Origin of the sequence: Azospirillum sp. HJ39 (assembly GCF_041507355.1) — a bacterium.
In the GTDB taxonomy this organism is placed as follows: domain Bacteria; phylum Pseudomonadota; class Alphaproteobacteria; order Azospirillales; family Azospirillaceae; genus Azospirillum; species Azospirillum thiophilum.
Window position 1 is genome coordinate 1,327,942 of sequence record NZ_CP167911.1, and the last position, 24,943, is coordinate 1,352,884.

The following is a 24,943-nucleotide window of genomic DNA, read 5'->3' on the forward strand; positions in this document are numbered from 1 at the left end:
ATTGGGGGATCTGATGACACATATTCGGATGCTTGGCGCTATACAATCATTGATTGTAAAATCCCTGTCCGTTGCAATGCCCATGGCTGTCCTTGCCGGTGGATCGCCGTCGGAAGCAAAGGATTTGTTTCGGCTTGATGCGTATCTGTATCTGCAATCCAACTCTGGAGTGCAAACCGGAGGTGGCCCTAGAAATACACCAGGAGTTGGAACAAGTACGGGTACAGTAGTAAACACGCCGATGTTGCTTGCAAATAGAATAGTCAATCAGATATCTGGAAACACTCAATACGCAAGCGTATCGTTTGGGAAGATATCGGATCTTGTCGATAGTCTTTCTAGCGAAAACCTGAGAACATATATTAATTTATATACGGATACCTCTGCTGTTGCCACCACGCTCTATATCAGAGGCCTTTCGACAACCGCATCCTATGGCGCCAATTCGACTGCATTGCGTTTTAACGTTCCGTCCATTGGCATCGATCTGACCTTCAACGGTGCGACACGCGACGACAGCCAGGCGCAGTTCAAGGATTTCCTGCTGAAGAATGGCGGGGACATCCTGTCCCGGCTGCTGCGCGAGCTTGTGGCGACGTCGCCGATCGACCCGGTGGCCGGCAATCCGAACAGCCTTCAGGCGCAGATGAATGCCACCTCATTCAGCACCGCCACCGGTTTCGGCACCCTCGGCGATCTCCCGCCACCGCGTCCCTCCGAGTCCTCTTCGGGGCGCCCGACCAGTCCGAACCTCTTTTCGGCAGGCGGCGACGTCGGCGCCTCCAGGTCCGGAGGATATGCGAGCACCGCAGTCCATTTGCCGTTGAAATACACGATTCCGTTTGCGGATCCCGGCTATGCGCTGACCTTCGACCTGCCATTGACCTATGTCCGCACGGAAGGAGCCCAATCGGCGCTCGGCTCCTTCGGTGCCTCCATGCGGGTTCCGCTGCTGGCGGACCATTGGTATCTTTCGCCCTCCATTCGCGCCGGCGCCGCGGGGTCGATCGATCTCGGCGCAGCCGCTTTGATGTATTCGGTCGACCTGACGAGCTTCTACACCTTCCATGCCACGCCGGACCTCAAGATCGGCATCGGCAACGGCATCGGTTTCTACAAATCCGGTGGCTTCTCCGTCAGCGGCTATTCCTACGACTACAAGCTGCGCAACACGATCACGAAGAACGGGATCAGCGTCGAGGGTTCGCTGGATGGCGCCTGGTTCGAACGGCCGATCAGTTGGCAGGCCTACGCGACCGACACCTATGCCATGGGAGATCGGCTTTACGTGCCGCATTACAACGAGTTCGGACTGGTCGTCGGCACGCGCCACACCGATGGCGACCAAATATGGGACTCGTTCCGGCTCGGGCTGACCTACACGGTCGGGCGGAGCTACAACGCAGTGAAGCTGAATGCCGGCTACCGTTTCTGAACCTCCTTCGCCCATCACCCATGGAGTTTCCCGGATGCGGAAGACGGCTTTGCGCGCGATGGCCGGATCGTTGCTGATCGTGCTGACCGGATGCGGCCCGGCCCTCTTTCTTCCGGACTACAAGCTGGCCAGGACCGGAACGGAGCGCGAGGGGATAACTTCCGAGGATTTCGATGACATCGCGGCGGGACGCCTGGGCACCTTGCGGCAGCGCCTTCGGGGCATCCCGATCGAACGGCATAGCGTGCTGAGCATCGGCCTGCTGTGCGAACTGGAGTTGAGGGCGGATGCGCTGGGCGCTGCGGATGCCTGCAACAGGGAGTATCTGAAGAAGGGTGGGGCGGACCCGGCGGTGCAGGCGGCCGCCAGACGCCGCGAGGCGCTGCTGTACATGGCGCGTGGGGAGTATGAGGACGCCTGGAACATGGTCGATTCGGACGAGAGCGACAACGGAGTGTTCCTGAGCCGTCTTTTGCGCGCACGATCCCGCCCGGAAAGCTCGGGGGACGCCCTGCCCCCGCAGATCGAGATGATGGCCCGCCGCAAACAGCCCCTGCCATCGTTCTTCGCGGCGACAGTGTTCGCGGAAACCGGACGATGCGACCGGACGATCGCTTTGCTCGAAGACCCGGACCGCAGACTGCTGGCGGATTACGGACTGGGTGCGCAACCGTCCTCGCCGGATGCCGTCCGCCCCACATTCCGGCTTGACTTGGTGAAGGCGTTCGATGGCGGCATCCTCGGCAATCATTCGATCGCGCCGGCCGGGAACGTCTATATCGAATTCCTGGCGGCGAAATGCCTGTTCACGCTCAATCGTCCGACCGATGCCCGCCGCTATCTCGACAGGGTGCTGTCCTATCCCGGCATCGACTCCTATGGAAGCGTGCATTGGCAGTCCCTGCATCTGATGGGGCGTTTGGAGCGCCAAGGCAATCCCGACAGCGCGGTCGACCGGTTCAAGCGGGCCATCGATCTTGTCGAAGCAAGCCGCGCATCCATTGCCTCGGATATCGGGCGCCTTGCTTTTTCCGCCAGCACTTACGCGGTCTACCAGGATCTGATCGCGTTGCTTCTCGAACGGGGAGCCCTGAGCGACGCGCTGGAATACATGGAACGGGCACGATGCCGGCTTCTGGTGGAGCGGTTGATCGGACTTCCCGGGATGAGAACCCACGATTCGAGCGGGCCGAGGGTGGCGGCCAATCAGGTGAAGCTGCGTCAATCCGACGAGTTCCTGCATCTGCAATCCTCGGGCCCCGAAGCCGCGACCGCCATTCAGGCCGTTCGGGAAGCGTCCGAAGCCATCGCGCGCGACGCGCCGGCCCTGGCCCTGGCAAGCGGCGTCAAACCTCCGGGCCTCCGGGAGTTCCTGCCGAGAACCGGCGGCGATGAGGCGGCGATCGTCTTTTTCCCGACAGCCGTCGGCACCGATGCACCGCAATGGCATGCCCTGTTGATCGAAGACGGCAGAATCAGCAGCTATCACAAACTCGGCGCTTCACCCATATCCCTTGAAGGCTTCGTCGGAACGCTGAAGAACCCGGAGGACGGAAGCTATAAAAATTCAGCCAGGATATTGTACAGGCACTTTCTTCAGCCTGTCCTGTCCTCGACGCAGGCAAGCAATCTGCTTATCGTGCCGCATGGCGAATTGTTCGCCGTTCCATTCGGCGTATTGGATGACGGGACGGGGCCGGTTCTGCAATCGAAGCGGATTCGCATCGTTCCCAGCTTGACCGCCCTTGCCGCCCTGCGGCCGGACGACCGGCCGCTACCGGCCAATGGCTTGGCCCTTGGCAATCCGACATTGAGGAATATGACCCGCGAGCAATCGCTGCGCCATGCCGAAGCGGAAGTCGACATGCTGGAACGGCTATTTCCCAAGATGTCGGGCTACAGGATATCCGTATACAAGAACTCGAACGCCACCATCGAGAAAGTCCTTACGGAAGGCCCGAACACCCGCATCCTTCACATCGCGGCTCACGGCAAGTTCGACAGCTTCGCTCCATTGAATTCCCGGTTGCTGCTGTCGGATCTGGCGGGTGACGGCGACCTGACCGTCGCAAAGCTGCACACCGCACAAATTCCGACCAAGCTTGCGGTGCTGAGCGCTTGTGTCTCCGCGATCCGTGGCGACAGGACGGATCAGGACCTCACCAGCATCGCCGATGGCTTCCTGGCCGCTGGCGCCCAGTCGGTGGTGGGCACCCTGTGGCAAGTGAACGACTCCGCCACCTCGGTTCTCCTGGAAGCCTTCTATCTGGCATTGCGGCAGGGGAATACGGCGGCGGCGGCGCTGGGCATTGCCCAGAAGGCCATGAGTCAAAGGACAGGATACAGCCATCCCTATTATTGGGCGGGATTCACGGTGATCGGTGCCGATGTTCGCTTGTAGCTGATGATCGATGAAATGAAGTAAACCTATCGTTCTCCGTTAACGAAACAAGTTAATCACGAAAACTTTTATCGAGAAACAGATACAATACAGAATGAGAGGCAATAAATGTGGGAATCTAATCGTATTACAGCATCTGATTGGATTTCAAAATATTTTCCAGAGAGTCGATCTGCGAAAATAAAAAGATACCTAAAAAATATAGGATGGGTTTTAGCTCTTACATTTCTTGGGGTTTCTACTGCTATCCTGCTCGATATGGGCAAGAATACGACGATAAAACGACAGATTGATGATTATACTTTTGGGGTGTTCAGCATATTTTGGCGAAATGTGCTGCCGGTTGATCCCGTTGTTACCTTCACCCTGTTTGGAATCGACCGCGACACAATCGAAGGATGGGAACAGAACTCCCGCCACATTCCACGTGAACGGTTGAGAGACCTCGTCAGGATCGCCGTCGAGGGCGGCGCGAGGGCGGTTGTCCTCGACGTCGCGCTCGATGGCGATGACCGTGGAAACGGGCAGCTGTACGATTATCTGAAGAGCCTCCAGGATCCGGCCGGGACACCGGTGTTCCTCATTCATAATCCTTATTTAGACGAACCCGTGCAGAAGGGAAGCGCCGGTGGTTGTCGCATGGTTCGGAATACCATGTTCGGGAATCTCGATGCCGAAAGCCCGCAAATCCATTGGGCAACCACCAACGTCAGCGGCAATTCGCGTTTCCTGACCGCAAGATACCTGACCCAATACGAGCGAATCTGCACCGCCATGGAACCCCGCATCACGCCGTCGCTCTTTCTGGCGATGAATGCGCTGATCGGTCCGGACGGAAAACCTCCCGAACCCTCGCCGGCCGCCGCATTGGCCGAACTGAACAGCAAACTGGCCGAAGCGGTCGGACGGAACCCTCCCGCCGATTCCTACTGCTCCGACGACCCGTCGAAGACGATCACGCTCGGCAACGGGCGGCAGATCGTTCTGGACCAGAGTCCGTGCCGGACCGAAAACTGGATCCGCTTCACATTGCCTTGGATACTGGAGCCGGGCGAACAGGCGGCGTCGTACCGTTCGGGGAACGCCCCGGTGATAGATCGCCAGATTGTTCACGGCGGGATGCTGCGCGCGAAGCCGCTCCCGAAGCTCTACCAGAACCGCATCGTGGTGATCGGGGCGGTCCATCAGGATTCCGGAGATGTCAGGATAACGCCTTTCGGCTGGATGCCGGGGACGATGATCATCATCAATGCCATACACTCACAAATAAACCTTCCGGACTTGAAACCGATTGGCAAGACGGGTGTCTTTATAATCGAGCTGGGCATCAGCTTGATGGCATCGATCGGCGCCGTGTTTCTGCACAGTCTCCAAAGAAGAGCCGGGATCATCGATGTCACGATCATAATGATCTGTTGCGTACTTGTTCCCGGGGTGGCCGTTTACATCTGGGGTGCCGGACTTTGGATCGATGTTTCGGCTCCTGCGATCGCTGCATTCCTCCACCACAAGCTCCTCCATGCCGTTCTGCATCGCTTCCGGGGCCACGGTGGGGGCGATGGGGGGGGCCATATCAAGGATCCGCCCCCTCCGGACATGGAACCGATCGCGGTTCCGCGTCCGGACAAGGCGAAAATTTCCACGACGCAATCGTGAGGGACAAACGACATGTTGGAAAAGACCGGAACCAGTCTGTCGTCACGGGGACCGCTTGCGGCGATTCTCGGCGGCCTGATGATCGGATGGGCGGCGGTGGCGATGGCGACCACCGTCGAAGACGGATTCGTGGCGACCTCCAGCGACCAGCAGGTCAAGGTGCAACGCGTAAGCGGCGGTACCGTGGAGGAAATCCCGGCCAACAGCATGTTCCGCGTCCGCCAGGGCGACATCATCCGGGCCTCCACCAGAACGACCGTCAGAATCGCTGTCTTGAGCGACAGGGAGGACGATGTGACGATTGAGCCGCATCGGCCTTTTCCCGTTCAGGGGAAGGGCGTTCCCTCGACGGTGCCCGACAACATGCTCCGTTTTGTGGTCGACTGGTTCAGAACGGCATCGATGCCGCAACCGGCACCGACCGTCACCCGATTCTCGGCCGACGACATAGTGGCGCCGGTGAAATGGAGAGCCAGCAACCATCTGGCCGCCGGCGGTACGGCACTTGCCTTCGCCTGGGCCAATCTCGCCGAGCCGGTCGACCTGATCCTGCTGTCGGACCAGAACCGGACGCTTGCAAAGTCGATCGGCGTGACAGGAGGAAAGGCCGAGCTCAGGAACGGCGAGGGCGCTTTCGAAGCGGGCAGGCTCTACCGCCTGAAGCTCAAATGGAAGGGTGGCGAGCGGAACATCGAAATCAAGGCCGTTTCTCCGGGCGCCGTGCCGGTCCACAACAAGGAGGCACCGGTCAACCCAATCGATAAAACCCTGCGTGGGATCGTCGATGCCGTGCAGCTGGCCGCCGTCGATAACGGCGTCTGGACTCTCGAGGCATACCAACGCCTGTCCGCTCTGAACTCGCCGACCGCAAGCATGGCGGCGAAGCTGCTCGTCGAGGGGAAGGCGCCGCCGGCCAGTCCGCAGCAATGACAGCATGGAGCGGCGGCGACACCGTCTGCAATGCCGCTCCTACACCGCGATCTGGGTCAGCAGCGGCGTGTTCGCCCCGGCATCGGCGCGGCGGTAGGCGTCGATTGCCTCGGACCACGGCTCGATGGTCAGGCCGCTGCCCATGGCTTCCTGGTGGATGCTCTGGGCGACGTAGCCGGCGTTGGGCAATGCCGTCAGCGGGACGGTTCCGCCGCTGACCGGGCCTGACCCGTCCGCGGCCCCGCCGATGGCGAACCCGCCGGCCGATCCGCCGGCTGTGCGGCTGCGCGCCGCCGTCTGCTCGCCGTCGGCCCGGCCGCTTCCCTTCAGCGCGTCGCCGGTCTCGCCGGTCTGGTCCTTGCCGCGCTTGCGCTCGTCCTCGCCGGGGATGCGGCGGATCGGCTGGACCGCCGCGGCGTCGCTCGCCAGCATCTGACGCAGCTTCGCCAGCCCTGCGGGGGGCTGCGTGCCGGTCGGTGCGGGGAGGGCGGCCAGTCCGGACAAGGGGCGGTTACCTCAAGCTGGCGGGAAGGGCGGTCGTGCAACCCTGTCGATCATGCACAAACGCCGCGCGATTCGAAACAGGGTATTACGGCAAAGGTTCCGTAAAGCTTAAAATGTCCGTTAAATGTCGCGGGATTGTGACGCCTCGGCACAGACGAAGGCTCGGCAGGACCGCTGCCGGCTGGTACAGTGCCCCGTTCGATTGTGGAACCGCGTAATGACGGATGGCTCGCCGACCTTGCCAGCCCAGAACCCCGACCTCCCGACGAACCCGCCGGATCGGCCAACCCAATCCGATGGCGGCCAATCCGACGGCGGCCAATCCGACGGCGCCCATTCCGATGGCGCCCATTCCGATGGCGGCCTTGCGGCGCTCGCGCTGGAGCAGATCGACCAGGGCGTGATCCTGGTCGACGCCGACCTGACGGTGCGGATCGTCAGCGGCCGGCTGTTCGAGTTGCTCGACCGGCCGCGCGGCTTCATGCCGGGCGCGACCTACCCGCAGCTGGTGCGCCATCTCGCCTGGGCCGGCGAATACGGCCCCGGCAACCCGGAGGAACTCGCCGACCGGCAGATCGCAAGCGCCCGCCGTGCCGAGCCGCCGCTGTACGAGCACCGCCGCCCCGACGGCCGCGTGCTGGAGGTGCGGACCCGGCTCCTCCCCGACGGCGGCTTCGTCCGTACCTACACCGACGTCACCGAGCGCAAGCGGGCGGAGGAGGGGCTTGCCGCCCAGCGCCACCTGCTGCGGCTGACGCTGGAGAATGCCGGGCAGGGGATCGTCCTGCTCGACCGTGACCTGCGCTACATCGCCTGGAATGCCGGTGCGCTGGACATCCTCGGCCTGTCGGAGGAGGCGATGCGCGCCGGCCCGACCCTGCCGGAGGTGGTGCGGCACCAGCTGTCCAGCGGGCTGGTGGCGATGCCGGCCGGCGCCCCCGATTTCGGCGACGACCTCGACGCCAAGACCGCCTACCTGATGGGCCGGCTCGGCCGGCCGGCGGGCGAGTTCGTCTATGCCCGTCCCCAGGGCGACGGCCGTTTCATCGAGGTGCGGGTGGTGCCGCTGCCGGACGGCGGGCAGGTCCGCAGCTTCACCGACATCACCGACCGCGTCGTCGCCGACGAGGCGGTGCGCCAGAGCCGCGAGATCCTGACCGGCGTCATCGACGCCATTCCGGCGCTGATCGACGTGAAGGACCGCGACGGCTCCGTCCGGCTGACCAACCGCTATTACCGCGAGACCTACGGCCCGGCCGGCCCGCCCGCCGGCCCGGCGGCCCAGCGCGCCTCGGCGTTCGACCGGCTGGTGGCCGACTGCGGCCAGGGCCTGCCCTTCCACGAGGACCGGGCGCCGGACGGCACCGGCACCCTGCGCGACTGGCTGACCACCAAGATGCCGCTGACCGACGATGACGGCGAGGTCACCCACATCGTCACCGTGTCGCTGGACATCACCGCGCGCAAGCGGGCGGAAGCGGAGCTGCGCGACGCCCAGGCCAGCCTGATCCAGGCGGAGAAGCTGTCGTCGCTGGCCCAGCTGGTGGCCGGCGTCGCCCATGAGGTGAACACGCCGATCGGCGTGACCCTGACGGCGATTTCCCATCTGGGCGAGCAGGTCGCCCGCATCCGCGCCCTCTATGAGGAGAACCGCATCCGCCGCAGCGACTTCAACGAGTTCCTGGACCTGTCCTGGGAGACGACGCGGATGATCCTGACCAACGTCGAGCGCGCCACCGGCCTGATCCAGAGCTTCAAGCAGGTCGCCGCCGACCAGGCCAGCGGCGAGCGCCGCCCCTTCGACCTCGCCGCCTATGTCGACGAGGTGCTGCTGAGCCTGCGTCCCCGCCTGCGCGGCACCGCGGTTTCGGTGGAGCTCGACATCCCGCCCGGCCTGATCGTCGACGGCTATCCCGGCGCCTTCGCCCAGGTGCTGTCCAATCTGGTCATCAACGCCCTGGTCCACGCCTTCGACGAGGGCGGGACCGGCCGCATCAGCCTGTCCGCCCGCGAGGAGCCGCCGGGCTGGATCGAGATGCGCTACGCCGACGATGGCAGGGGCATCCCGCCCGACATCCGGCCCCGCGTGTTCGAGCCCTTCTTCACCACCAGGCGGGGCCTCGGCGCCAGCGGCCTCGGCCTCAGCATCTGCGCCAACATCATGGCCGGAACCATGCGCGGCAGCATCGTCCTGGAAAACGGCGGGGAGGATGGCGGCGAGAAGGGTGCGCGGTTCCTGCTGCGCTTTCCGGTGGGGTAGTGGGAGCCGCCCGGTGGGATCGTCCGGTGCGGCTCCCGTCTTTCACGCTTCAAATCGATTCAGATTTCACCCGACGCGATCTCGTCCCCGTCCCCGTCCCCGTCCCCGTCCCCGTCCCCGTCCCCGTCCCCGTCGCCTTCGCCAGCAGCCTGCCGGTGGCCGTGGCGAGCTGATTTTGGGTGTATGGCTTGGCAAGGCGCGGCATGTCGGCGACGACGCCCTCCGGCAGGTCGACATATCCCGTCGCCAGCAGCACCGGCAGGTTCGGAACCATCTCCCGGGCCGTCCGGGCGAGTTCGACCCCGGTCATGCCGGGCATCGCATAGTCGGTCAGCAGCAGGTCGACCGCCTGTCCGCTGCGAAGAAGCTCCAGCGCCTCGATGCCGGAATTCGCCTCGACCACCGTGTGCCCGAGGTCGGTCAGCATGTCGACCGTGCTCATGGCGATCAGCGCGTCGTCATCGACCACGAGGACCACGGCGGGAGCGACGTCGGCCGCCGGGGCCGGGGGCGGCTCGGCCGCCCGCACGGGTGCCGTCGCCCGGGGCAGCCACAATTCCACCAGCGTCCCCCGGCCCGGCACGCTGGACAGCCGGAACGCGCCGCCGGACTGGACCGCCAGGCCATGGACCATCGACAGGCCGAGCCCGGTGCCCTTGCCGATTCCCTTGGTCGAGAAGAACGGCTCGACCGCGCGGGCAAGCGTCGGCGCATCCATTCCGGCGCCGGTGTCCTGCACACTCAGCCGCGGGTAGCGGCCGGGAGCGAGGCCGGAGGATGCTGCGGCCGGCGTCTCGTCCAGCGACACCGTGAGCGTGCCGCCGTCCGGCATGGCGTCGCGGGCGTTGATGGCGAGGTTCAGGATCGCCAGCTCCAGCTGGTTGGGATCGATCAGGGCCGGCGGCAGGCCGGCGGACGCGTCGATCCGCACCAGGATGCGCGGACCGACCGAGCGTTCCAGCAAGGTCCGCATGCCCTCCAGCAGGCCGGCGAGGTCGACCGCCTGCGGTTGCAGATCCTGCCGGCGGGCGAAGGCCAGAAGCCGCTGGGTCAGCGTCGCCCCGCGCCGCGCCCCCTGCATGGCGCCGTCGAACAGGCGCTCGGTCGTCGGATCGTCGGGAATCCGCTTGCGCAGCAGCTCCAGATTGCCGAGCACCGCCATCAGCAGGTTGTTGAAGTCGTGCGCGACACCTCCGGTGAGCTGGCCCAGCGTCTCCAGCTTCTGCGTCTGGCGCAGCTGCTCCTCGGCACGCTCGCGGTCGCGCATTTCGGCGCGCAGGCGGTCCAGCGTTTCCTCCAGCTCGCGGGTGCGCTCCCGCACCGTGGCCTCCAGCGTCGTGGTGAGGCGCTGCAGGGCTTCCTGCGCCGCCTTCTGGACGCCGATGTCGACGATGGCCGCGAGCGCTCCGACAAGCTGACCCATGCCGTCACGCACCGGCACGCCGCTGACCCGGGTCCAGGTCGACGAGCCGTCGGGCCGACGGCAGGTGAACTCGACCCCATGGACCAGCTCGCCGCGCAGGGCACGCGCTGCGGGAAACTGGTCCCGGGGCAGGGGGCGTCCCTGGTCGTCGTGCGCGATCCACTTGCGGTCGCCGTCGGGCTGCCGGGACGGGATCACCGCATCCGGCAGGAACCCTTCGAAGGCCGGGTTGCACAGCATGACCCTGCCGTCCCGGTCCATCAGCGAGACGCCGACCGGCAGATGCTCGATCAGCGTCGCGAAATGGGCCCGCTCGCCGGCCAGATCGGCCAGCAGGCGGTCGCGTTCGACCAGATGGGCCCGCGCCTCGTACTGGCGGCGGCGCCCGCGCAGGCAGGTGCGCGCCACGCTGACCAGCGTGGTCGGGTGGAAGGGACGCTCGATGAAGGTGACGTTGCCGAGCAGCTCGGTCAGGCGGGCGGCTTCCGGCGTGCGCTCCGCACCGTCGCCGCGCATCGTCAGCAGCACGACCGGAAGGTCGGACCAGGGCGGCTGCGCGCCGAGCCAGGCGACGAGCCCCTGGAGGTCGGCGGTGCGCACGGCCTCCTCGACCAGGATCAGCAGCCCGACCCCGTCGTCCAGAGCCTGGCACAGGGCCGTCAGGTCGGGACAGGCCTGCGCTGTGATCCCGACCTCGCCCAGCAGGGCGGCCGCGACGGCGGCATCCCGTCCGCGCGGCGCCAGGATCAGCGCGCGGTCCATGGTCTCGGATTCGGTCACGCCGGCTCGTCCCGCAGCAGCGGGCCGCCTTGACCGCTGTAGACCGGCACGCCGCGCAGCACGCCCTGGAACTCGTCCAGCGGCGGTCCGAGGCTGATGCCGCGATCGGTGACCCGATACTCGCGGATGGTGTCCTCATGCGGGCCGGCGCGCTTCTTGATCACCGAGATTGCCCGTCGGACCCGGCCCAGCGCCTCGAAATAGCGCAGCAGCACGACGGTATCGGCAAGGTAGGTGACGTCGACCGGCGATTGCATGTCGCCGATCAGGCCATGCTGCGCGATGGTGAGGAAGGTCGTCACGCCCTGCCGGTTCAGATACAGCAGCAGCTCGTGCAGGTGCAGGACCAGCAGCTTCTCTTCCGGCATCGCCGCCTGGTAGCCGTTGAGGCTGTCGATCACCACGGTTCGGATATGGTGGTGGTCGATGAAGCCGCGCACGCGGTGCGTGAATTCGCCGGGCGCCAGTTCGGCGGCGTCGACCTGCTCGATCAGCAGGCTGCCGCGGTCGCGGAGCGCCTCGAGGTCCAGGCCCAACGCCCTCGTCCGGGCGAACAGCAGGCCGAGTTCCTCGTCGAAGACGAACAGCGCGGCACGCTCGCCCCGCGCGATGGCGGCGACGGCGAACTGGATGGCGAACAGCGACTTTCCGGTGCCTGCCGGGCCGATGATGAGGGAGCTCGACCCGCGCTCCATTCCGCCGCCGAGCAGCGTGTCGAGTTCGGCGATGCCGCTGGCCAGACGCTCGCCGGCGAATCCGGTGCGATGCTCCGCGGCGATGAGCCGGGGGAACGCACGGATGCCGCCGGTGCCGATGGAGAAGTCGTGATAGCCACCGCGGTATGCCTGGCCGCGGTATTTGAGCACGCGCAGCCGCCGCCGCTCCGCCCCATAGGCCGGCGTGATCATCTCCAGCCGGATCACGCCGTGGGCGATGCTGTGGACGGTCTTGTCCATCGTGTCGGTGGTGAGGTCGTCGAGCAGCAGCACGGTTGCGCCATGCCTGGCGAAATAATGCTTGAGGGCGAGGATCTGGCGACGGTATCGCAGCGAATCCTGGGCCAGCAGGCGGATCTCCGACAGGCTGTCGAGCACGATCCGCACCGGCTTGATGCGCTCGATCGCCTCGAACAGGTGCCTGGTCGTCTCGCCGAGCTCCAGGTCCGAGGAGTAGAGCAGGCTCTGCTGGTGTGCCGGATCGAGCAGGCTTTCCGGCGGGACCAGCTCGAACACTGTGATCCCCTCGCCGATCGTCCAGCCATGGGCGACCGCGGCCTCGTGCAGTTCCTCCTCGGTTTCCGACAGGGTGACGTAGAGCCCGGTTTCACCGGCGGCGGCGCCCTCCAGCAAAAACTGCAGCGCCGCCGTGGTCTTCCCCGTGCCGGGGCTGCCTTCGAGCAGGAAGACGCGGTCGCGGGCGAGACCGCCCGCGAGGATGTCATCGAGCCCGGCGACGCCGGTTCGTGCCTTGCGCGTCAGGTCGGTGCGCGGCAGGTCAGTAGGGGCGGCGGCCATGGCGGGTCGGGAGGTCCGTTCTGGGGGTATCGGGCAGCGCGTCCGCCGGGATGCGGCCCAGGGTGCCGGCCCGGGTCTCCGTCAGCCGGCGGTCGCGCAGGATACGCTCGCGCGGGACGGCACCGGGATGAGGCAGGGGATCGTTGGGCAAAGGCAATTCCGCGGACATCGGACACGACAGGTGGAAACGATCGTCCAGATGTAGCGTGTCGCATGGCGGACGGCAGCCTGAGCGATCAGCATCGGTCCTTTGGCCTAGGGACGCCGAAAGGCGCGGCGGCCGTCCGTTGCCGCCGCGCGGTCGACCCGCCCTGTCCCCGCTGTCCGGAATGCAGCCGTCCGGAATGCAGCCGCCGGACCTCCGGCGGCCCGTGGCCTCATGCCGCGCGGATGCCGGCCAGGAAGCGCTCGACCTCGATCTTCATCTGCTCCGACTGGCGCGACAGTTCGCCGGCGGCGCCCAGCACCTGGGACGCGGCGCTGCCGGTCTGGGTGGCGCCGCGGCTGACTTCGGTGATGTTCACCGTCACCACCTCGGTTCCCCGCGCCGCCTCCTGGACGTTGCGGGCGATCTCGCCGGTCGCCGCGCCCTGTTCCTCAATGGCCGAGGCGATGGAGGTGGCGATCTCGTTGATCGTGCCGATGGTGCCGCCGATGCCGGTGATGGCGTTGGCGGCCTCGCCGGTCGCCTGCTGCATCGACGCGATCTGGCCGGCGATCTCCTCCGTCGCCTTGGCGGTCTGGGTGGCGAGGTTCTTGACCTCGCTGGCGACGACGGCGAAGCCCTTGCCGGCTTCGCCCGCCCTGGCGGCCTCGATGGTGGCGTTCAGCGCCAGCAGGTTGGTCTGGCTGGCGATGTCGGTGATCAGCTTGACCACGTCGCCGATGCGCTGGGCGGCGTCGACCAGCCCCTGGACCCGCTGGTTCGTGGCCTGCGCCTCGCCCACCGCCTGGGCGGCGATGGTGGTGGAGCGCGCGACCTGCGCGCTGATCTCCGAGATCGAGGCGGACAGCTCGTCGGTCGCCGACGCCACCGTCTGCACGTTGACCGAGGCCTGTTCGGCCGCTGCTGCCGTGCTGGCAGCCTGTTCGTTGGTCTGTTCGGCCGTGTGCGACATGCTCTGCGCCGTGGCGTCCAGTTCGGTGGCGGCGGCGCTGACCGTGCGCAGGATGCCGGACATGTTGCTGTCGAAACCGGCGACCAGCCGCTCCACCGCGGCGGTGCGCTGTTCCTTGGCCTTGCGCTCGGCCTCCTCGGCCGCCGCCATGCGGGCGCGGTCCAGTGCATTCTGGCGGAAGATCTCGACCGCGCGGGCCATGCCGCCGATCTCGTCGCCGCGCTCCGTCCCCGCCACCTCGACCGACAGGGTGCCCTCGGCGAGATGGGACATGGTGTCGGTGATGCGGGCGATGGGACGCACGATGCCGGCGCGGGCGACCACGACGCTGACGGCGACCGCCGCACCGACGCCGCCGATGCCGACCGTCAGCATCAGCGCGAGCATGCGGGACCTGAAGGCGTCGAGCTCGTCGTTCGCCTGCTTGATGCTGTCGATGTTCCGCTGTGCCGCCGCTTCCAGCTGCTTGCCGAGCGCCACCCGGTTGGCGCGGCCTTCCGGCGTGTTGCCGTGCTTTTCCGCTGCCTCCGGAGAGACCTCGACGCCGAGGCGGGCGAGCTCGTTGCGGATGGCGATGAAATCGTTGGCGTTGTCGTTCAACTTCCGGAAATCGGCCCTCTGGCCGGGCGGCAGCAGGCTCTCCCATTCCGCCATGCGCTTTCCGATCGACGCGGTCGACTCCCGGATCCCCTTGCCGAACAGCTGCACCTCGTCCTTGGTCTTGGCCATATAGACCCCGCGGCTGTCCATCACCGTCTTGTAGATCAGCCCGCTGACCTGCTCGGCCAGCAGCGCCCGCTGCGAGCGGTTCTGGATGTCGTCGACCCGGGCGTCGTAGGTGTCGATCGCGACGAACCCGATGACGCCGACCACCGACGCGACCAGTGCCATCAGGACGAGGACGGCGGAGATTTTACGGCTGATGCTGACGCGGCTCAACAGAGTGCGCATGGGTGGTCTCGTTTCTGTCGGGAAGGGAACTCCCGGCATCATACCCTGGTATGACCATTCAGATCTGCGACAAATTGCACTGATATCGGTCGCATTCACTGTGTGAGAACCGAATTCTATCCGAATCCTATAAGGTCCGTTAATGATGTTGCTGCAATTCGTCACCATCCTTCGGGCGATATGGCGATATTGTAACCGGAACTGTGTTTGTTGGTTCGTGACGAGTATTGCTTCTTCTTTTGGGTATTAAAATTTTCATTGAGCGAAATGATATGATGGCGGATGGGTGCGGCTGGTTCGAGCAGTCCCAACGTCGGCGGCCGGACCGCGCGGGCGGGCGTTGGGCTGTCCGCTTGCGAAACGGATCGACATTTTTGAAAGCCATCCGCAATCCCTTGCGAATTCGCAATGCCCGCCGACGCCCCAATGATTAGCCTGTGCTCATATTCCTCATCCACCGCCGCACCCGCGGCACCGGAACGGAGCACATGCCATGGCGACCCTGACCGACGGCGGCCCGAACGCCCCCGTCTATGAACATTTCAACCTCGGCATCTTCCTGCTCGCCCTGCTGGGGGCGGCGCTGATGCTGCTGATCCTGCCGATCGGCTTCCTCTTCCATCCGCCGGTCGTGCTGTACGCCGCGCTGCTCGGCACCGCCATATTCTTCGTGGCGATCTGGATGATGACGGCAGGGGCCAAGCGGCACTGAGGAAAGCGGAACCAGGACACCGCTCGGCGCAAGGAAAAGCCGCCCTCCCACCGCAAGGCGGGAAGGGCGGCTTTCGGTTTCACCTCACTCTGCGGCCAGCGGCTGCGGCGCGGCGGCGGGGGCGCGGAAGCCGGTCAGCAGCCTGGCCTCCTTGGCCTTGGCGGCGGCGACGTTGCGCGCCTTCACCGGGCCGTAGCCGCGCATCTCCATCGGCAGCGCGGCGATCTCGACCGCCAGGGCAAGCCTGTCGCGGGTCAGCCCGTGCAGCAGCTCTCCCACCACCGCCTCGTAATCGGCGATCAGCTGGCGTTCCTGGCGCCGCTCGGCGGTGCGGCCGAACGGGTCCATCCAGCTGCCGCGCAGCCGCTTGCCCTTGGCCAGCAGGCGCAGGACCGGCAGCATCCACGGGCCGAAGCTCTTCTTCTTCGGCTCGGCCCCATCCTCGCCGTCCGCGCCCATCGCCGGCGGCGCCATGTGGAAGGTCAGCTTCCAGTCGCCTTCGAACATGCGCGCCACATTCTCGACGAAGCCGCTGTCGGTGTAGAGGCGGGCGACCTCATACTCGTCCTTGTAGGCCATCAGCTTGAAGTGGGCGCGGGCGACCGCCTCGGTCAGCGCGGTGGAGCCGGGGATCTTCTGCTGTTCCGTCCGCCGGGTCCAGTCGACCAGCGCATGGAAGCGGGCGGCATAGGCGGCATCCTGGTAATCGGTCAGGAAGCGCTGGCGGCGCTGGATGACCTCCTCCAGGCTGGTGGACTGGCGGCGCTGGTCGAGCAGCAGGGACGGCCCGATCTCGGCCCCATCCCGTTGCGGCTTGGCGGCGGCCTCCACCGAGGCGAGGTCGACGGCGGCGCGCCGGCCCCACTGGAAGGCGTCGAGGTTCAGCTTGACCGCGACCCCGTTCAGCTCGATGGCCTTCAGGATCGAGGCTTCGGACAGCGGGATCAGCCCCTTCTGCCACGCATAGCCCATCAGGAACGGGTTGGCGTAGAGGCTGTCGCCCAGCAGCGCGGTGGCGAGCCTCGTCGCGTCGAAGGCGTCGACATTGGCCGCGCCGCCGCAGGCACGGGTGATGTCGGCGACCAGGTCGCGCACCGGGATCACCATGTCCGGCTTCTTGATGAAGTCGGCGGTGATGCTGTCATGGGTGTTGATGACGGCGCGGGTGCGGCCGGCGGTCATCTTCGACAGGCCGTCGCCCGCCGCCGCGACGATCAGGTCGCAGCCCAGCACCGCGTCTGCGCCGCCGGCGGCGATGCGGACGGAATGGATGTCCTCCGGAGTATTGGCGATGCGGATGTGGCTGGTCACCGCGCCGCCCTTCTGGGCGAGGCCGGTCATGTCGAGCACGCCGACGCCCTTGCCCTCGATATGGGCGGCCATGCCCAGCAGGGCGCCGACGGTGACGACGCCTGTGCCGCCGACGCCGGTCACATAGAGGCTCCAGGTCCGGTCGAAGCTGGGGACGGCGGGGTCGGGCAGGGCATGGCCCTCCGCCGACTTCGGCGCGGCCGGCTTCGGCTTGCGGAGCTGGCCGCCCTCGACCGTCACGAAGCTGGGGCAGAAGCCCTTGGTGCAGGAGTAGTCCTTGTTGCAGCTCGACTGGTCGATCTGGCGCTTGCGGCCGAACTCGGTTTCCTGCGGGATGACCGAGACGCAGGAGGATTTGGCCGAGCAGTCGCCGCAGCCCTCGCACACCAGCTCGTTGATGACCACCCGCTTGGCCGGGTCGACCATCTTGCCGCGCTTGCGGCGGCGGCGCTTCTCGGTGGCGCAGGTCTGGTCGTAGATCAGGATGCTGGTGCCGGCGACCTCGCGCATCTCCTTCTGCACGCGGTCGAGATCGTCGCGATGCTCGACCGTGGTGAATTGCGGCAGGCCGTTGCCGATGCCGTATTTCTCCGGCTCGTCGGTGACGACCGTGATCCGGGTGACACCCTCGGCGCGCAAGGTCTGGGCGATGGACTGGACGGTCTGGGTGCCGTCGAAGGGCTGGCCGCCCGTCATCGCCACCGCGTCGTTGAACAGGATCTTGTAGGTGATGTTCACCTTGGCGGCGATGGCCTGCCGGATCGCCAGGATGCCGGAATGGAAATAGGTGCCGTCGCCCAGGTTGGCGAAGATGTGCTGCTCGTCGGTGAAGGGGGCCTGGCCGACCCAGGGCACGCCCTCGCCACCCATCTGGGTGAAGGTGTCGGTCGAGCGGTCGAGCCACGTCGCCATGTAGTGGCAGCCGATGCCGCCCAGCGCCCGGCTGCCCTCCGGCACGACGGTCGATGTGTTGTGCGGGCAGCCGGAACAGAAGGTCGGCTTGCGCACGACGCGGGCGACATGGGCCTTCTGCTTCTCCTGCGCATCGAGGAAGGCGATGCGGCGGACGAGATTCTCGTTGTCGACGAAGCGCTGGATGCGGCGGCCGATGACCACGGCGATCTGCGCCGGGGTCAGTTCGCCGGCACTGGGCAGGATCCACTCGCCCTGCTCGTCGAACTTGCCGACCACCTTCGGGCGGACGTCGGGATTCCAGTTGTAGAGCTGTTCCTTCAGCTGGTTCTCGATGACGGCGCGCTTCTCCTCGACGACGACGATCTCCTCCAGGCCTTCGGCGAAGTGGCGGACGCCGTCGCGCTCCAGCGGCCAGGGCATGCCGACCTTGTAGACGGTGATGCCCCAGTCGGCGGCCATCTCCTCGGTGATGCCCAGCTCGTCCAGCGCCTGCCGGACGTCGAGATAGCTCTTGCCGGTGGTGACGATGCCGAAGCGCGGGCGCGGGCTGTCCAGGACCACCCGGTCCAGCTTGTTGGCACGCGCGAACGCCAGGGCGGCGTACAGCTTGTGCTTCATCAGCCGGTGTTCCTGCTCCAGCGGCGGGTCGGGCCAGCGGATGTTCAGGCCGCCCGGCGGCATGTCGAAATCGGCGGGGATGACCGGGTTGACGCGGAGCGGGTCGATATGGACCGACGCCGAGGTGTCGACCGTCTCGGCGATGGTCTTCATCGCGATCCAGCAGCCGGACCAGCGGCTCATCTGCCAGCCGATCAGGCCGTAATCCAGGATCTCCTGCACCCCCGACGGGTTCAGCACCGGGATCATCGCATGCATGTAGGCGTGTTCGGACTGGTGCGGGAAGGTGGAGGATTTGCAGTTGTGGTCGTCGCCGGTCAGCACCAGCACGCCGCCGTGCTTGGAGGTGCCGGCGGCGTTGGCATGCTTGAACACGTCGCCGGAGCGGTCGACGCCCGGCCCCTTGCCGTACCACATGGCGAAGACGCCGTCATATTTGGCGCCCTTGAACATGCCGACCTGCTGGCTGCCCCAGACGGCGGTGGCGCCCAGCTCCTCGTTGACGCCGGGCTGGAACTGGATGTGGTTCTTCTCCAGGAACTTGCGGGCGTTCCACAGATTCTGGTCGAACCCGCCCAGCGGCGAGCCGCGATATCCCGAAATGAAGCAGCCGGTGTTCAGCCCGGCGGCGAGGTCGCGCTGGCGCTGCATCATCGGCAACCGCACCAGCGCCTGGGTGCCGGTGAGGTACACGCGCCCGTGTTCGAGTGCGTACTTGTCTTCGAGAGACACGTTCGCCAGGGACACCGTTGCAAGCGCCATCCTTCATTCCTCCCATCGGTCGGCAGCCTGGCTAGTTCCGGTACGGAGTGCTGGGGCGCCGATTTGTTCGCTGGGCAAAAAGGTAATGAAGGCTGTCTTATTCCGCAACGCCTGCGGCCGCCGGTTCCGCAAAAAGCAAGGAACGGCGCCGCAACCCGCGGTCTTCCGTAACGGAGCGTATGGAAGGCCCCGCCTTGCTGCAATTTCCTGCGAACGCCAGCGCTCCGTCCCTTCGCCTTGCCCAGGCCATGCACTGGGATATGGGGGCGGACTCAGCGATCGGTCAGGGGGGATTTTCCGGGAGGCGGCCTATCGCCGTTCCGTCCGTCCTGGCTGCCGCCCTCGGGCCAGCTGCCGAAATCGGCGTGGCCGCGGGTGGCCAGCGCGCGCACGCTGGCGCGCAATGCGCGGATCAGGCACAGCGCCACCGCCATCGACTGGGTGCCGCCGTCCGATCCGGCCAGCCAGCGCAAGGCCGCGGCATGGGCCTGCAGGGCGTCGACATAGCCCTCGACGTCCGGCTCGACCCAGGTGATGCAGGTGGACAGCGACGCGACGATGGAGGTCGCTGCGGAATCGCCGCCGGCCGCCAGCTGCAGGTCGGACAGGGCGTGGCGCAGCCGGCTGCCGATCACGTCGGGCCGGTCGAGCGCGGCCTCCAGCTTGTCGAGCGCCAGCTGCAGCCGCACCCGCCTGGGATCGTCGCTGCGGAGCGTCGCGGCGCCGGAGTCCGGCGGCGGCAGCTGTGCCGTTCCGCCCGCCGCGGGGCGGGAAGGGGCCGGCAAGGGGATGGAGGTGCGCAGGATGTCGGGCTGGTCGCCGGCCTCCTTGCCGGCCCCCTTGCCGGCCCCCTTGCCGTTGGAGGCGTCGGGGCGGGCCGCGGTTCCGCCGCCGCTGCGGGAGGCCGCAGTGCGCGGGGAGTCGTCACGGCGGGTCAGCACCGCGTCGATGCGCCGCGCCAGGGTGGCGGCCGGCACCGGTTTGGCCAGCACGGAATCGGCCCCGGCATCCCAGGCGCACCGCACCGTGCTCAGGTCGGCATTGGCGGTCAGCACGATGACCGGCATGTCGGGGCGCAGGCAGCCCTGGGACTGGCGCACCCATTGGATCAGCTGGGCACCGCCCACCGGCTCCATCACCCAGTCCGTCACCATCAGGTCGAAGACCTCGCGCCGCAGCACGTCCTTGGCATCCTGTCCGTTGGACAGCGCGGTGATCTGGCCGACGCCCCACAGCCCCAGCATGTCTTTCAACGCCCGCTGGAGCAGCGGGTTGTCGTCGACGATCAGGATCTTGACCGGGGACGCAGGACGCTTCGTCATGGAGCGGTTCCGGTGATGGTGCGATGTCCGTCCCGATATCCGCCTCGTCCCGCCACTTTTCATGGTGGGGGATGGGGGAGCGACCAATGGGACGTCCGCTGCACCCTTCGGCTGCCGGGGGCACCCCCGTCACCGTTCGAAAGGGTTGCTCCACCGATCCGTCACCCCTTTCGATAGGATCGCGGCGCGTCCGGACGCGCATATCAGATAATTCTGATAGAGATGGACGGACCGGGGCTCCGCTCCTATGATCGGTGTCCTATCTGTTCGGTGAGGGGGCGGTGCGATGGACGGCGGATGCGGTGGAGGAGCCTGCGGCGGCGGATCCTGTGGCGGCGGCAGCTCGAAGCGTCAATCCGGCGGATCGGGCGGTGGCTCCGGCGGCCTGAAACACACCATGCGGATGGCGATGGCGGTCAACGGGCTGCTCGGCGCGCTGCTGCTCGCCGCCGCCGACGCGACCCAGGCGGTCGCCCTGTGGGCGGCGGCGCTGCTGGTGCTGAACCATGCCGCGACCCATGGGGTGATGCTGGCGGGGCTGGGCGAAAGGCCGGACCGGCGGGCGCGCCTTTCCCTCCTTCAGGGGCTGGCGCTGGCTGCCGCGGCGGTCGCGCTGGTGGTGGCGGCCGGGCGCGGCATCGCCGGCATGGCGATGCCCGACGCCCCCCTGGCCAGCCTCGCGCTGCTGCTGGCCATCGGGGTGACGACGGTGACGGCGACCCTGCTGTTCGCCGGCCGGCGCGGCGGCCTGACCCTGCGGGCGATCTGGCTGTGCTGCCGCCGGGACGTGCTGCCGCTGGCCGCGGGCCTCGCCGGTCTGGCCGGAAGCTGGCTGCTGGAGGATGGCGCCCCCGACGCGCTGGTCGGCGCCGCCATCGCCGCGCTGCTGCTGGCGGAGTCCTGGACGCTGCTGCGCGGCGGGCTGCCGGGCGGAAGCGCAGGGGTCAAGCCCCTGTAACCCCGTCCTCCGGCATCTCCTTCAAGACCGCTGCCGCAGCCGCTCCAGCAGGGCCTTGGTCGCGAAACCGTCGGGGATCTCGCCGATGGAGGCCTGGAAGCGGCGCACCGCGTTGCGGGTGTTGGCGCCGACGATGCCGTCCGCCGCACCCGGCTCCATCCCCAGCGCGGCCAGCCGCTGTTGCAGGTCGATGCGGTCGTCCCGGCTCAGCGCCTGTTCCTCGCGCGGCCAGCCGCCGCGCACGCCCGGCTTTCCGACCATGCGGTCGGCCAGCAGGGCGACGGCCAGCGCATAGCTGGTCGAGGGGTTGTAGCGCATGATCGCCCGGAAATTGTCGCGCACCAGGAAGGCCGGGCCGCGATGGCCGGCCAGCACCAGGATCGCGGCCGGGGCGTCGCCGGCCAGCTCCGTCCCGTCCATCGGGACCACCCCCAGCCGGCGCCACTCCGACAGCGGCTTGACGATGCTCAGCTCCGCCTGGTCGTAGGGGAAGCCGTCGGGCAGGCGCACCTCCTGCCCCCAGGGCTCGGCCGACTTCCAGCCGTTGGCGAGCACGAACTTGGCGGTGGAGGCCAGCACGTCGGGCATGCTGCCCCAGATGTCGCGGTGGCCGTCGCCGTCCTCGTCCACCGCGTTGCGCAGGAAGACGCTCGGCATGAACTGGGTCTGGCCCATGGCACCGGCCCAGGAGCCGCTCATGCGTTCCGGCGCGATGTCGCCGGACTCGAGGATGCGCAGCGCGGCCAGCAGCTCCGAGCGGAAATAGGCGGCCCGCCGCCCCTCGAATGCCAGCGTCGTCAGCGCGTCGATCACCGCGAAATTGCCGGTCGACTTGCCGAAATCGGATTCGACACCCCAGAAGGCGACGAGGATTTCGCCCGGCACCCCCGTCCGGCGGGTGATGCGGGAAAGCAACGCCGCCTGGTCCTGCAACTTCTGCCGGCCGTCCTGGACGCGCTTTTCATTCACGGCGCTGTCCAAATACTGCCACACTTGCCGGGTGAATTCGGGCTGGGAGGAATCCAGCTCGACGACACGGTCGGACAGCTTCACCTTCTGGAAGGCCCGGTCGAAGGTCTGGGCGCGGATGCCCTGGGCCAGCGCCTCGGCACGCAAGGCCGCCAGCCATTCCGGGAAGGAGGCGGGCTGCGCCGCGGCCGGCTGGGCCAGCGGCGCGGCTGCTGCCGGCGAGGCGCCGCCGGAGTTGGCCGGGGCGGTGGCGCCGGTGCTCTGGCAACCGGCCATCAGCAGGGTGGCGAGAAGGAGGCGGGCGGGATGACGGAACTGAAGTCGCATGCGCTCGGCCGTGATCGGAAGGGAAACCGGAGCGTGACCCTAGGACGCCCGGCCGCGCCGCTCAACCGCCAAATTGCCAACGCCGGCGACTGCACCGGCGATTGGGTCGGGGTCGCGGCGCGACCGCGCTTGCACAGCCCGCGACCCGGTCCATATCAGAGTCATACCGTCAGTTTCGCGGCTTTCGCCCGGCTGGTCCTGGTCCTTGGGGGCCGGTCCTTGCGCGGGCGGTCGGCACCCGGAACCGAAGCCGGAACCCGCCTTCGCCAGCTGCCCTGACTTGCTGCCCTGACTTGCTGCCTTGACTTGCGGCCGCTTCCCGGAAGGGGCCGCTTCCTGCCACGGAACGCCAAGGGTACCGACGCCATGAAAATCGTGATCTTCGGCTTGACCAACGGGTATCGCCGCGACGGCGGGCACAGGGTGCGCTGGCGGGCGCTGATCCAGGCGCTGGCGATCCGCGGCCACCGCATGGTCGCGGTGGAGCGCGCCGGTCCCGACGATCCCACCCCCTGGGCGATCCCCGGCGGCGAGGTGCTGTCCTACCGCGACTGGGATGCCGTGGCGGTCCAGGCGGCGGCGCAGGCCGACGATGCCGGCGTCGCGCTGGTGGTCGCCCATGGGCCGGACGCCCGCGCCGCGGCCGAGCTCGTCCGCAATTCCCGGGCGGTGCGCCGCGCCCTCTACGACCCGGAGGCGCCGGTCAGCCTCGCCGCGCTGGAGGCGGGGGAGGCGGTGGCGCATCTGCCGACGGACGGGCAGGGGCGTTTCGACCTGGGCGGCTTCGACATGGTGCTGGCCTCCTGCGGCGGGCCGGCGCTGGAGCGCTACCGCGCCAAGGCCGGGGCGGAGGCGGTGATGCCGCTCTATCCCTGGATCGTGCCGGAGGCGCACAAGGCCGGCGATTTCCGGCGGGAGTATCTGGGCGACCTCTGCTGCATCGTCGCCGGGCCGGACGGCATCCGCGAGGGGCTGGACCGCTTCTTCATCGACCCCGCCCAGCGGCTGACCCGCCGGCGCTTCGTGCTGGCCGGGGCCGACCTGCCCGACGGGGTGCCGAAGGCGTCCAACATCCTGACCTTCCCCGACCTCGACCCGGCGCAGCATCTCGACGTGCTGGCCTCGGCCAACCTGGCGCTGACGCTGGCGCGCGACGACGAACGCAGGATCGGCTGGTGCCCGTCGGAGCGGCTGTTCATCGCCGCCGCCTGCGGCTCGGCCATCGTCGCCGACCAGTGGGAGGGGCTGGAAACCTTCTTCGAGCCGGGGCGCGAAATCCTGGTGGCGGCGCAGACCGACGACGTCACCACCGCGATGATGCTGCCGCGCAACCATCTGACCGACCTCGGCCGGCGGGCGCGCAAGCGGGTGCTGGCCGAGCACAGCGCCGAACGCCGGGTGCAGGAGCTGCGGGGCATCCTCGACCTGAAGGGCGGCGGCGACGATTGACCGGGCGGGCACGCGCAGGGCAGGCGGCGTCTGCCGGAAGGGGATGCGGATCGGCGGGGAGCGGGCTATGGTCTGCTCCCTTTTGCTTTGCCGCCATCCGGGAGTCCCTCAGCGATGCCGACCGTCACCATCCGTCCCGCCGTCGAGACCGATTGCGCCACGATCCTGCAATTCGTCCGCGATCTGGCTGAGTTCGAGCGCGAGTCCGATGCGGTCAAGGCGACCGAGGAGGATTTCCGCCGCGACGGCTGGGGCGAGCGGCCGGTGTTCGAGGCGCTGATCGCCGAGCTGGACGGCACGCCGGTCGGCTTCGCGCTGACCTTCCGCAACTTCTCCACCTGGGAGGGGCGGCCGGGCCTGTATGTCGAGGATCTCTATGTCACGCCGGACGCGCGCCGTTACGGCGTCGGCCGCAAGCTGCTGGCCGCGGTGGCGCAGAGCGCGGTCGAACGGGGATACCGCCGCGTGGATCTGAATGTTCTGGACTGGAACCCGGCGCGTGGATTCTACGATCGGGTGGGGTTCCGCCGGATGGAGGAATGGCTGCCCTACCGTCTGACCGGCGACGCGCTGGCCGCGCTCGCCGCGGAGGACTGAGCCGCAAAGCGGCTCGGGTTTGACGACTGAG

General features: G+C 67.2%; 17 protein-coding genes. 9 read left to right on the forward strand and 8 right to left on the reverse strand.

Going from position 1 to position 24,943, the window contains the following annotated elements; translation table 11 throughout:
• Positions 1-241 precede the first annotated feature (241 nt).
• The 4 genes from ABMY26_RS19520 to ABMY26_RS19535 all read left to right on the forward strand — a co-directional run bounded on the left by ABMY26_RS19520 (position 242) and on the right by ABMY26_RS19535 (position 6,422).
• On the forward strand, positions 242-1,435 hold the full coding sequence (locus ABMY26_RS19520; protein ID WP_372398828.1) for a hypothetical protein: 1,194 nt from the start codon (positions 242-244) through the stop codon (positions 1,433-1,435).
• 34 nt (positions 1,436-1,469) lie between these two features.
• Complete coding sequence (locus tag ABMY26_RS19525; RefSeq protein WP_372398829.1) at positions 1,470-3,836, forward strand: CHAT domain-containing protein; 2,367 nt, start codon at positions 1,470-1,472, stop codon at positions 3,834-3,836.
• A 108-nt stretch (positions 3,837-3,944) separates the two neighbouring features.
• Complete coding sequence (locus ABMY26_RS19530) at positions 3,945-5,492, forward strand: CHASE2 domain-containing protein (RefSeq protein ID WP_372398830.1); 1,548 nt, start codon at positions 3,945-3,947, stop codon at positions 5,490-5,492.
• A gap of 12 nt (positions 5,493-5,504) precedes the next feature.
• Positions 5,505-6,422, forward strand: coding sequence for a hypothetical protein (locus tag ABMY26_RS19535; protein ID WP_372398831.1), 918 nt, complete (start codon positions 5,505-5,507; stop codon positions 6,420-6,422).
• Positions 6,423-6,461: 39 nt separating this feature from the next.
• Here ABMY26_RS19535 and ABMY26_RS19540 read toward each other — a convergent pair whose 3' ends face one another.
• Positions 6,462-6,926 carry a hypothetical protein gene (locus ABMY26_RS19540; protein WP_372398832.1) on the reverse strand — a complete coding sequence of 155 codons (465 nt, stop codon included), beginning with the start codon at positions 6,924-6,926 and terminating at the stop codon, positions 6,462-6,464.
• A 217-nt stretch (positions 6,927-7,143) separates the two neighbouring features.
• Between ABMY26_RS19540 and ABMY26_RS19545 the strand changes: the two genes are divergently transcribed.
• Positions 7,144-9,186: a PAS-domain containing protein gene (locus ABMY26_RS19545; RefSeq protein WP_372398834.1), complete on the forward strand. Its 2,043-nt coding sequence runs from the start codon at positions 7,144-7,146 to the stop codon at positions 9,184-9,186.
• A gap of 49 nt (positions 9,187-9,235) precedes the next feature.
• Here ABMY26_RS19545 and ABMY26_RS19550 read toward each other — a convergent pair whose 3' ends face one another.
• From ABMY26_RS19550 to ABMY26_RS19565, 4 genes are all read right to left on the reverse strand, one after another.
• A complete protein-coding gene (locus ABMY26_RS19550; RefSeq protein WP_372398836.1) occupies positions 9,236-11,389 on the reverse strand; it encodes an ATP-binding protein in 2,154 nt (717 codons plus the stop codon).
• Positions 11,386-12,903, reverse strand: coding sequence for an ATPase domain-containing protein (locus ABMY26_RS19555; RefSeq protein WP_372398838.1), 1,518 nt, complete (start codon positions 12,901-12,903; stop codon positions 11,386-11,388). Before ABMY26_RS19555 ends, ABMY26_RS19550 begins: the two co-directional genes overlap by 4 nt.
• Entirely contained in the window at positions 12,884-13,054 is a 171-nt protein-coding gene (locus ABMY26_RS19560) for a hypothetical protein (protein WP_372398839.1), read from the reverse strand. Before ABMY26_RS19560 ends, ABMY26_RS19555 begins: the two co-directional genes overlap by 20 nt.
• 226 nt (positions 13,055-13,280) lie before the next feature.
• Entirely contained in the window at positions 13,281-14,972 is a 1,692-nt protein-coding gene (locus ABMY26_RS19565) for a methyl-accepting chemotaxis protein (protein WP_372398841.1), read from the reverse strand.
• Positions 14,973-15,465: 493 nt separating this feature from the next.
• On the opposite strand from ABMY26_RS19565, the gene ABMY26_RS19570 reads away from it, so the two are divergent.
• Positions 15,466-15,684: a hypothetical protein gene (locus ABMY26_RS19570; RefSeq protein WP_372398843.1), complete on the forward strand. Its 219-nt coding sequence runs from the start codon at positions 15,466-15,468 to the stop codon at positions 15,682-15,684.
• 84 nt (positions 15,685-15,768) lie between these two features.
• Here the strand turns inward: ABMY26_RS19570 and ABMY26_RS19575 are convergent, their stop codons facing one another.
• Both ABMY26_RS19575 and ABMY26_RS19580 read right to left on the reverse strand, forming a co-directional pair.
• Entirely contained in the window at positions 15,769-19,290 is a 3,522-nt protein-coding gene (locus ABMY26_RS19575; protein ID WP_372398844.1) for an indolepyruvate ferredoxin oxidoreductase family protein, read from the reverse strand.
• A gap of 272 nt (positions 19,291-19,562) precedes the next feature.
• Entirely contained in the window at positions 19,563-20,612 is a 1,050-nt protein-coding gene (locus ABMY26_RS19580; RefSeq protein WP_372398845.1) for a response regulator, read from the reverse strand.
• Between the two features lie 397 nt (positions 20,613-21,009).
• Between ABMY26_RS19580 and ABMY26_RS19585 the strand changes: the two genes are divergently transcribed.
• Positions 21,010-21,570, forward strand: coding sequence for a hypothetical protein (locus ABMY26_RS19585; RefSeq protein ID WP_372398846.1), 561 nt, complete (start codon positions 21,010-21,012; stop codon positions 21,568-21,570).
• Between the two features lie 21 nt (positions 21,571-21,591).
• On the opposite strand, the gene ABMY26_RS19590 is transcribed toward ABMY26_RS19585, so the two are convergent.
• Positions 21,592-22,866 (reverse strand): lytic murein transglycosylase, encoded by a 1,275-nt coding sequence (locus ABMY26_RS19590; protein WP_372398847.1) that lies wholly within the window; start codon positions 22,864-22,866, stop codon positions 21,592-21,594.
• Positions 22,867-23,232: 366 nt separating this feature from the next.
• Between ABMY26_RS19590 and ABMY26_RS19595 the strand changes: the two genes are divergently transcribed.
• Both ABMY26_RS19595 and ABMY26_RS19600 read left to right on the forward strand, forming a co-directional pair.
• Positions 23,233-24,315 carry a glycosyltransferase gene (locus ABMY26_RS19595; protein ID WP_372398849.1) on the forward strand — a complete coding sequence of 361 codons (1,083 nt, stop codon included), beginning with the start codon at positions 23,233-23,235 and terminating at the stop codon, positions 24,313-24,315.
• Between the two features lie 114 nt (positions 24,316-24,429).
• On the forward strand, positions 24,430-24,912 hold the full coding sequence (locus ABMY26_RS19600) for a GNAT family N-acetyltransferase (protein WP_045580295.1): 483 nt from the start codon (positions 24,430-24,432) through the stop codon (positions 24,910-24,912).
• Positions 24,913-24,943: the final 31 nt, after the last annotated feature.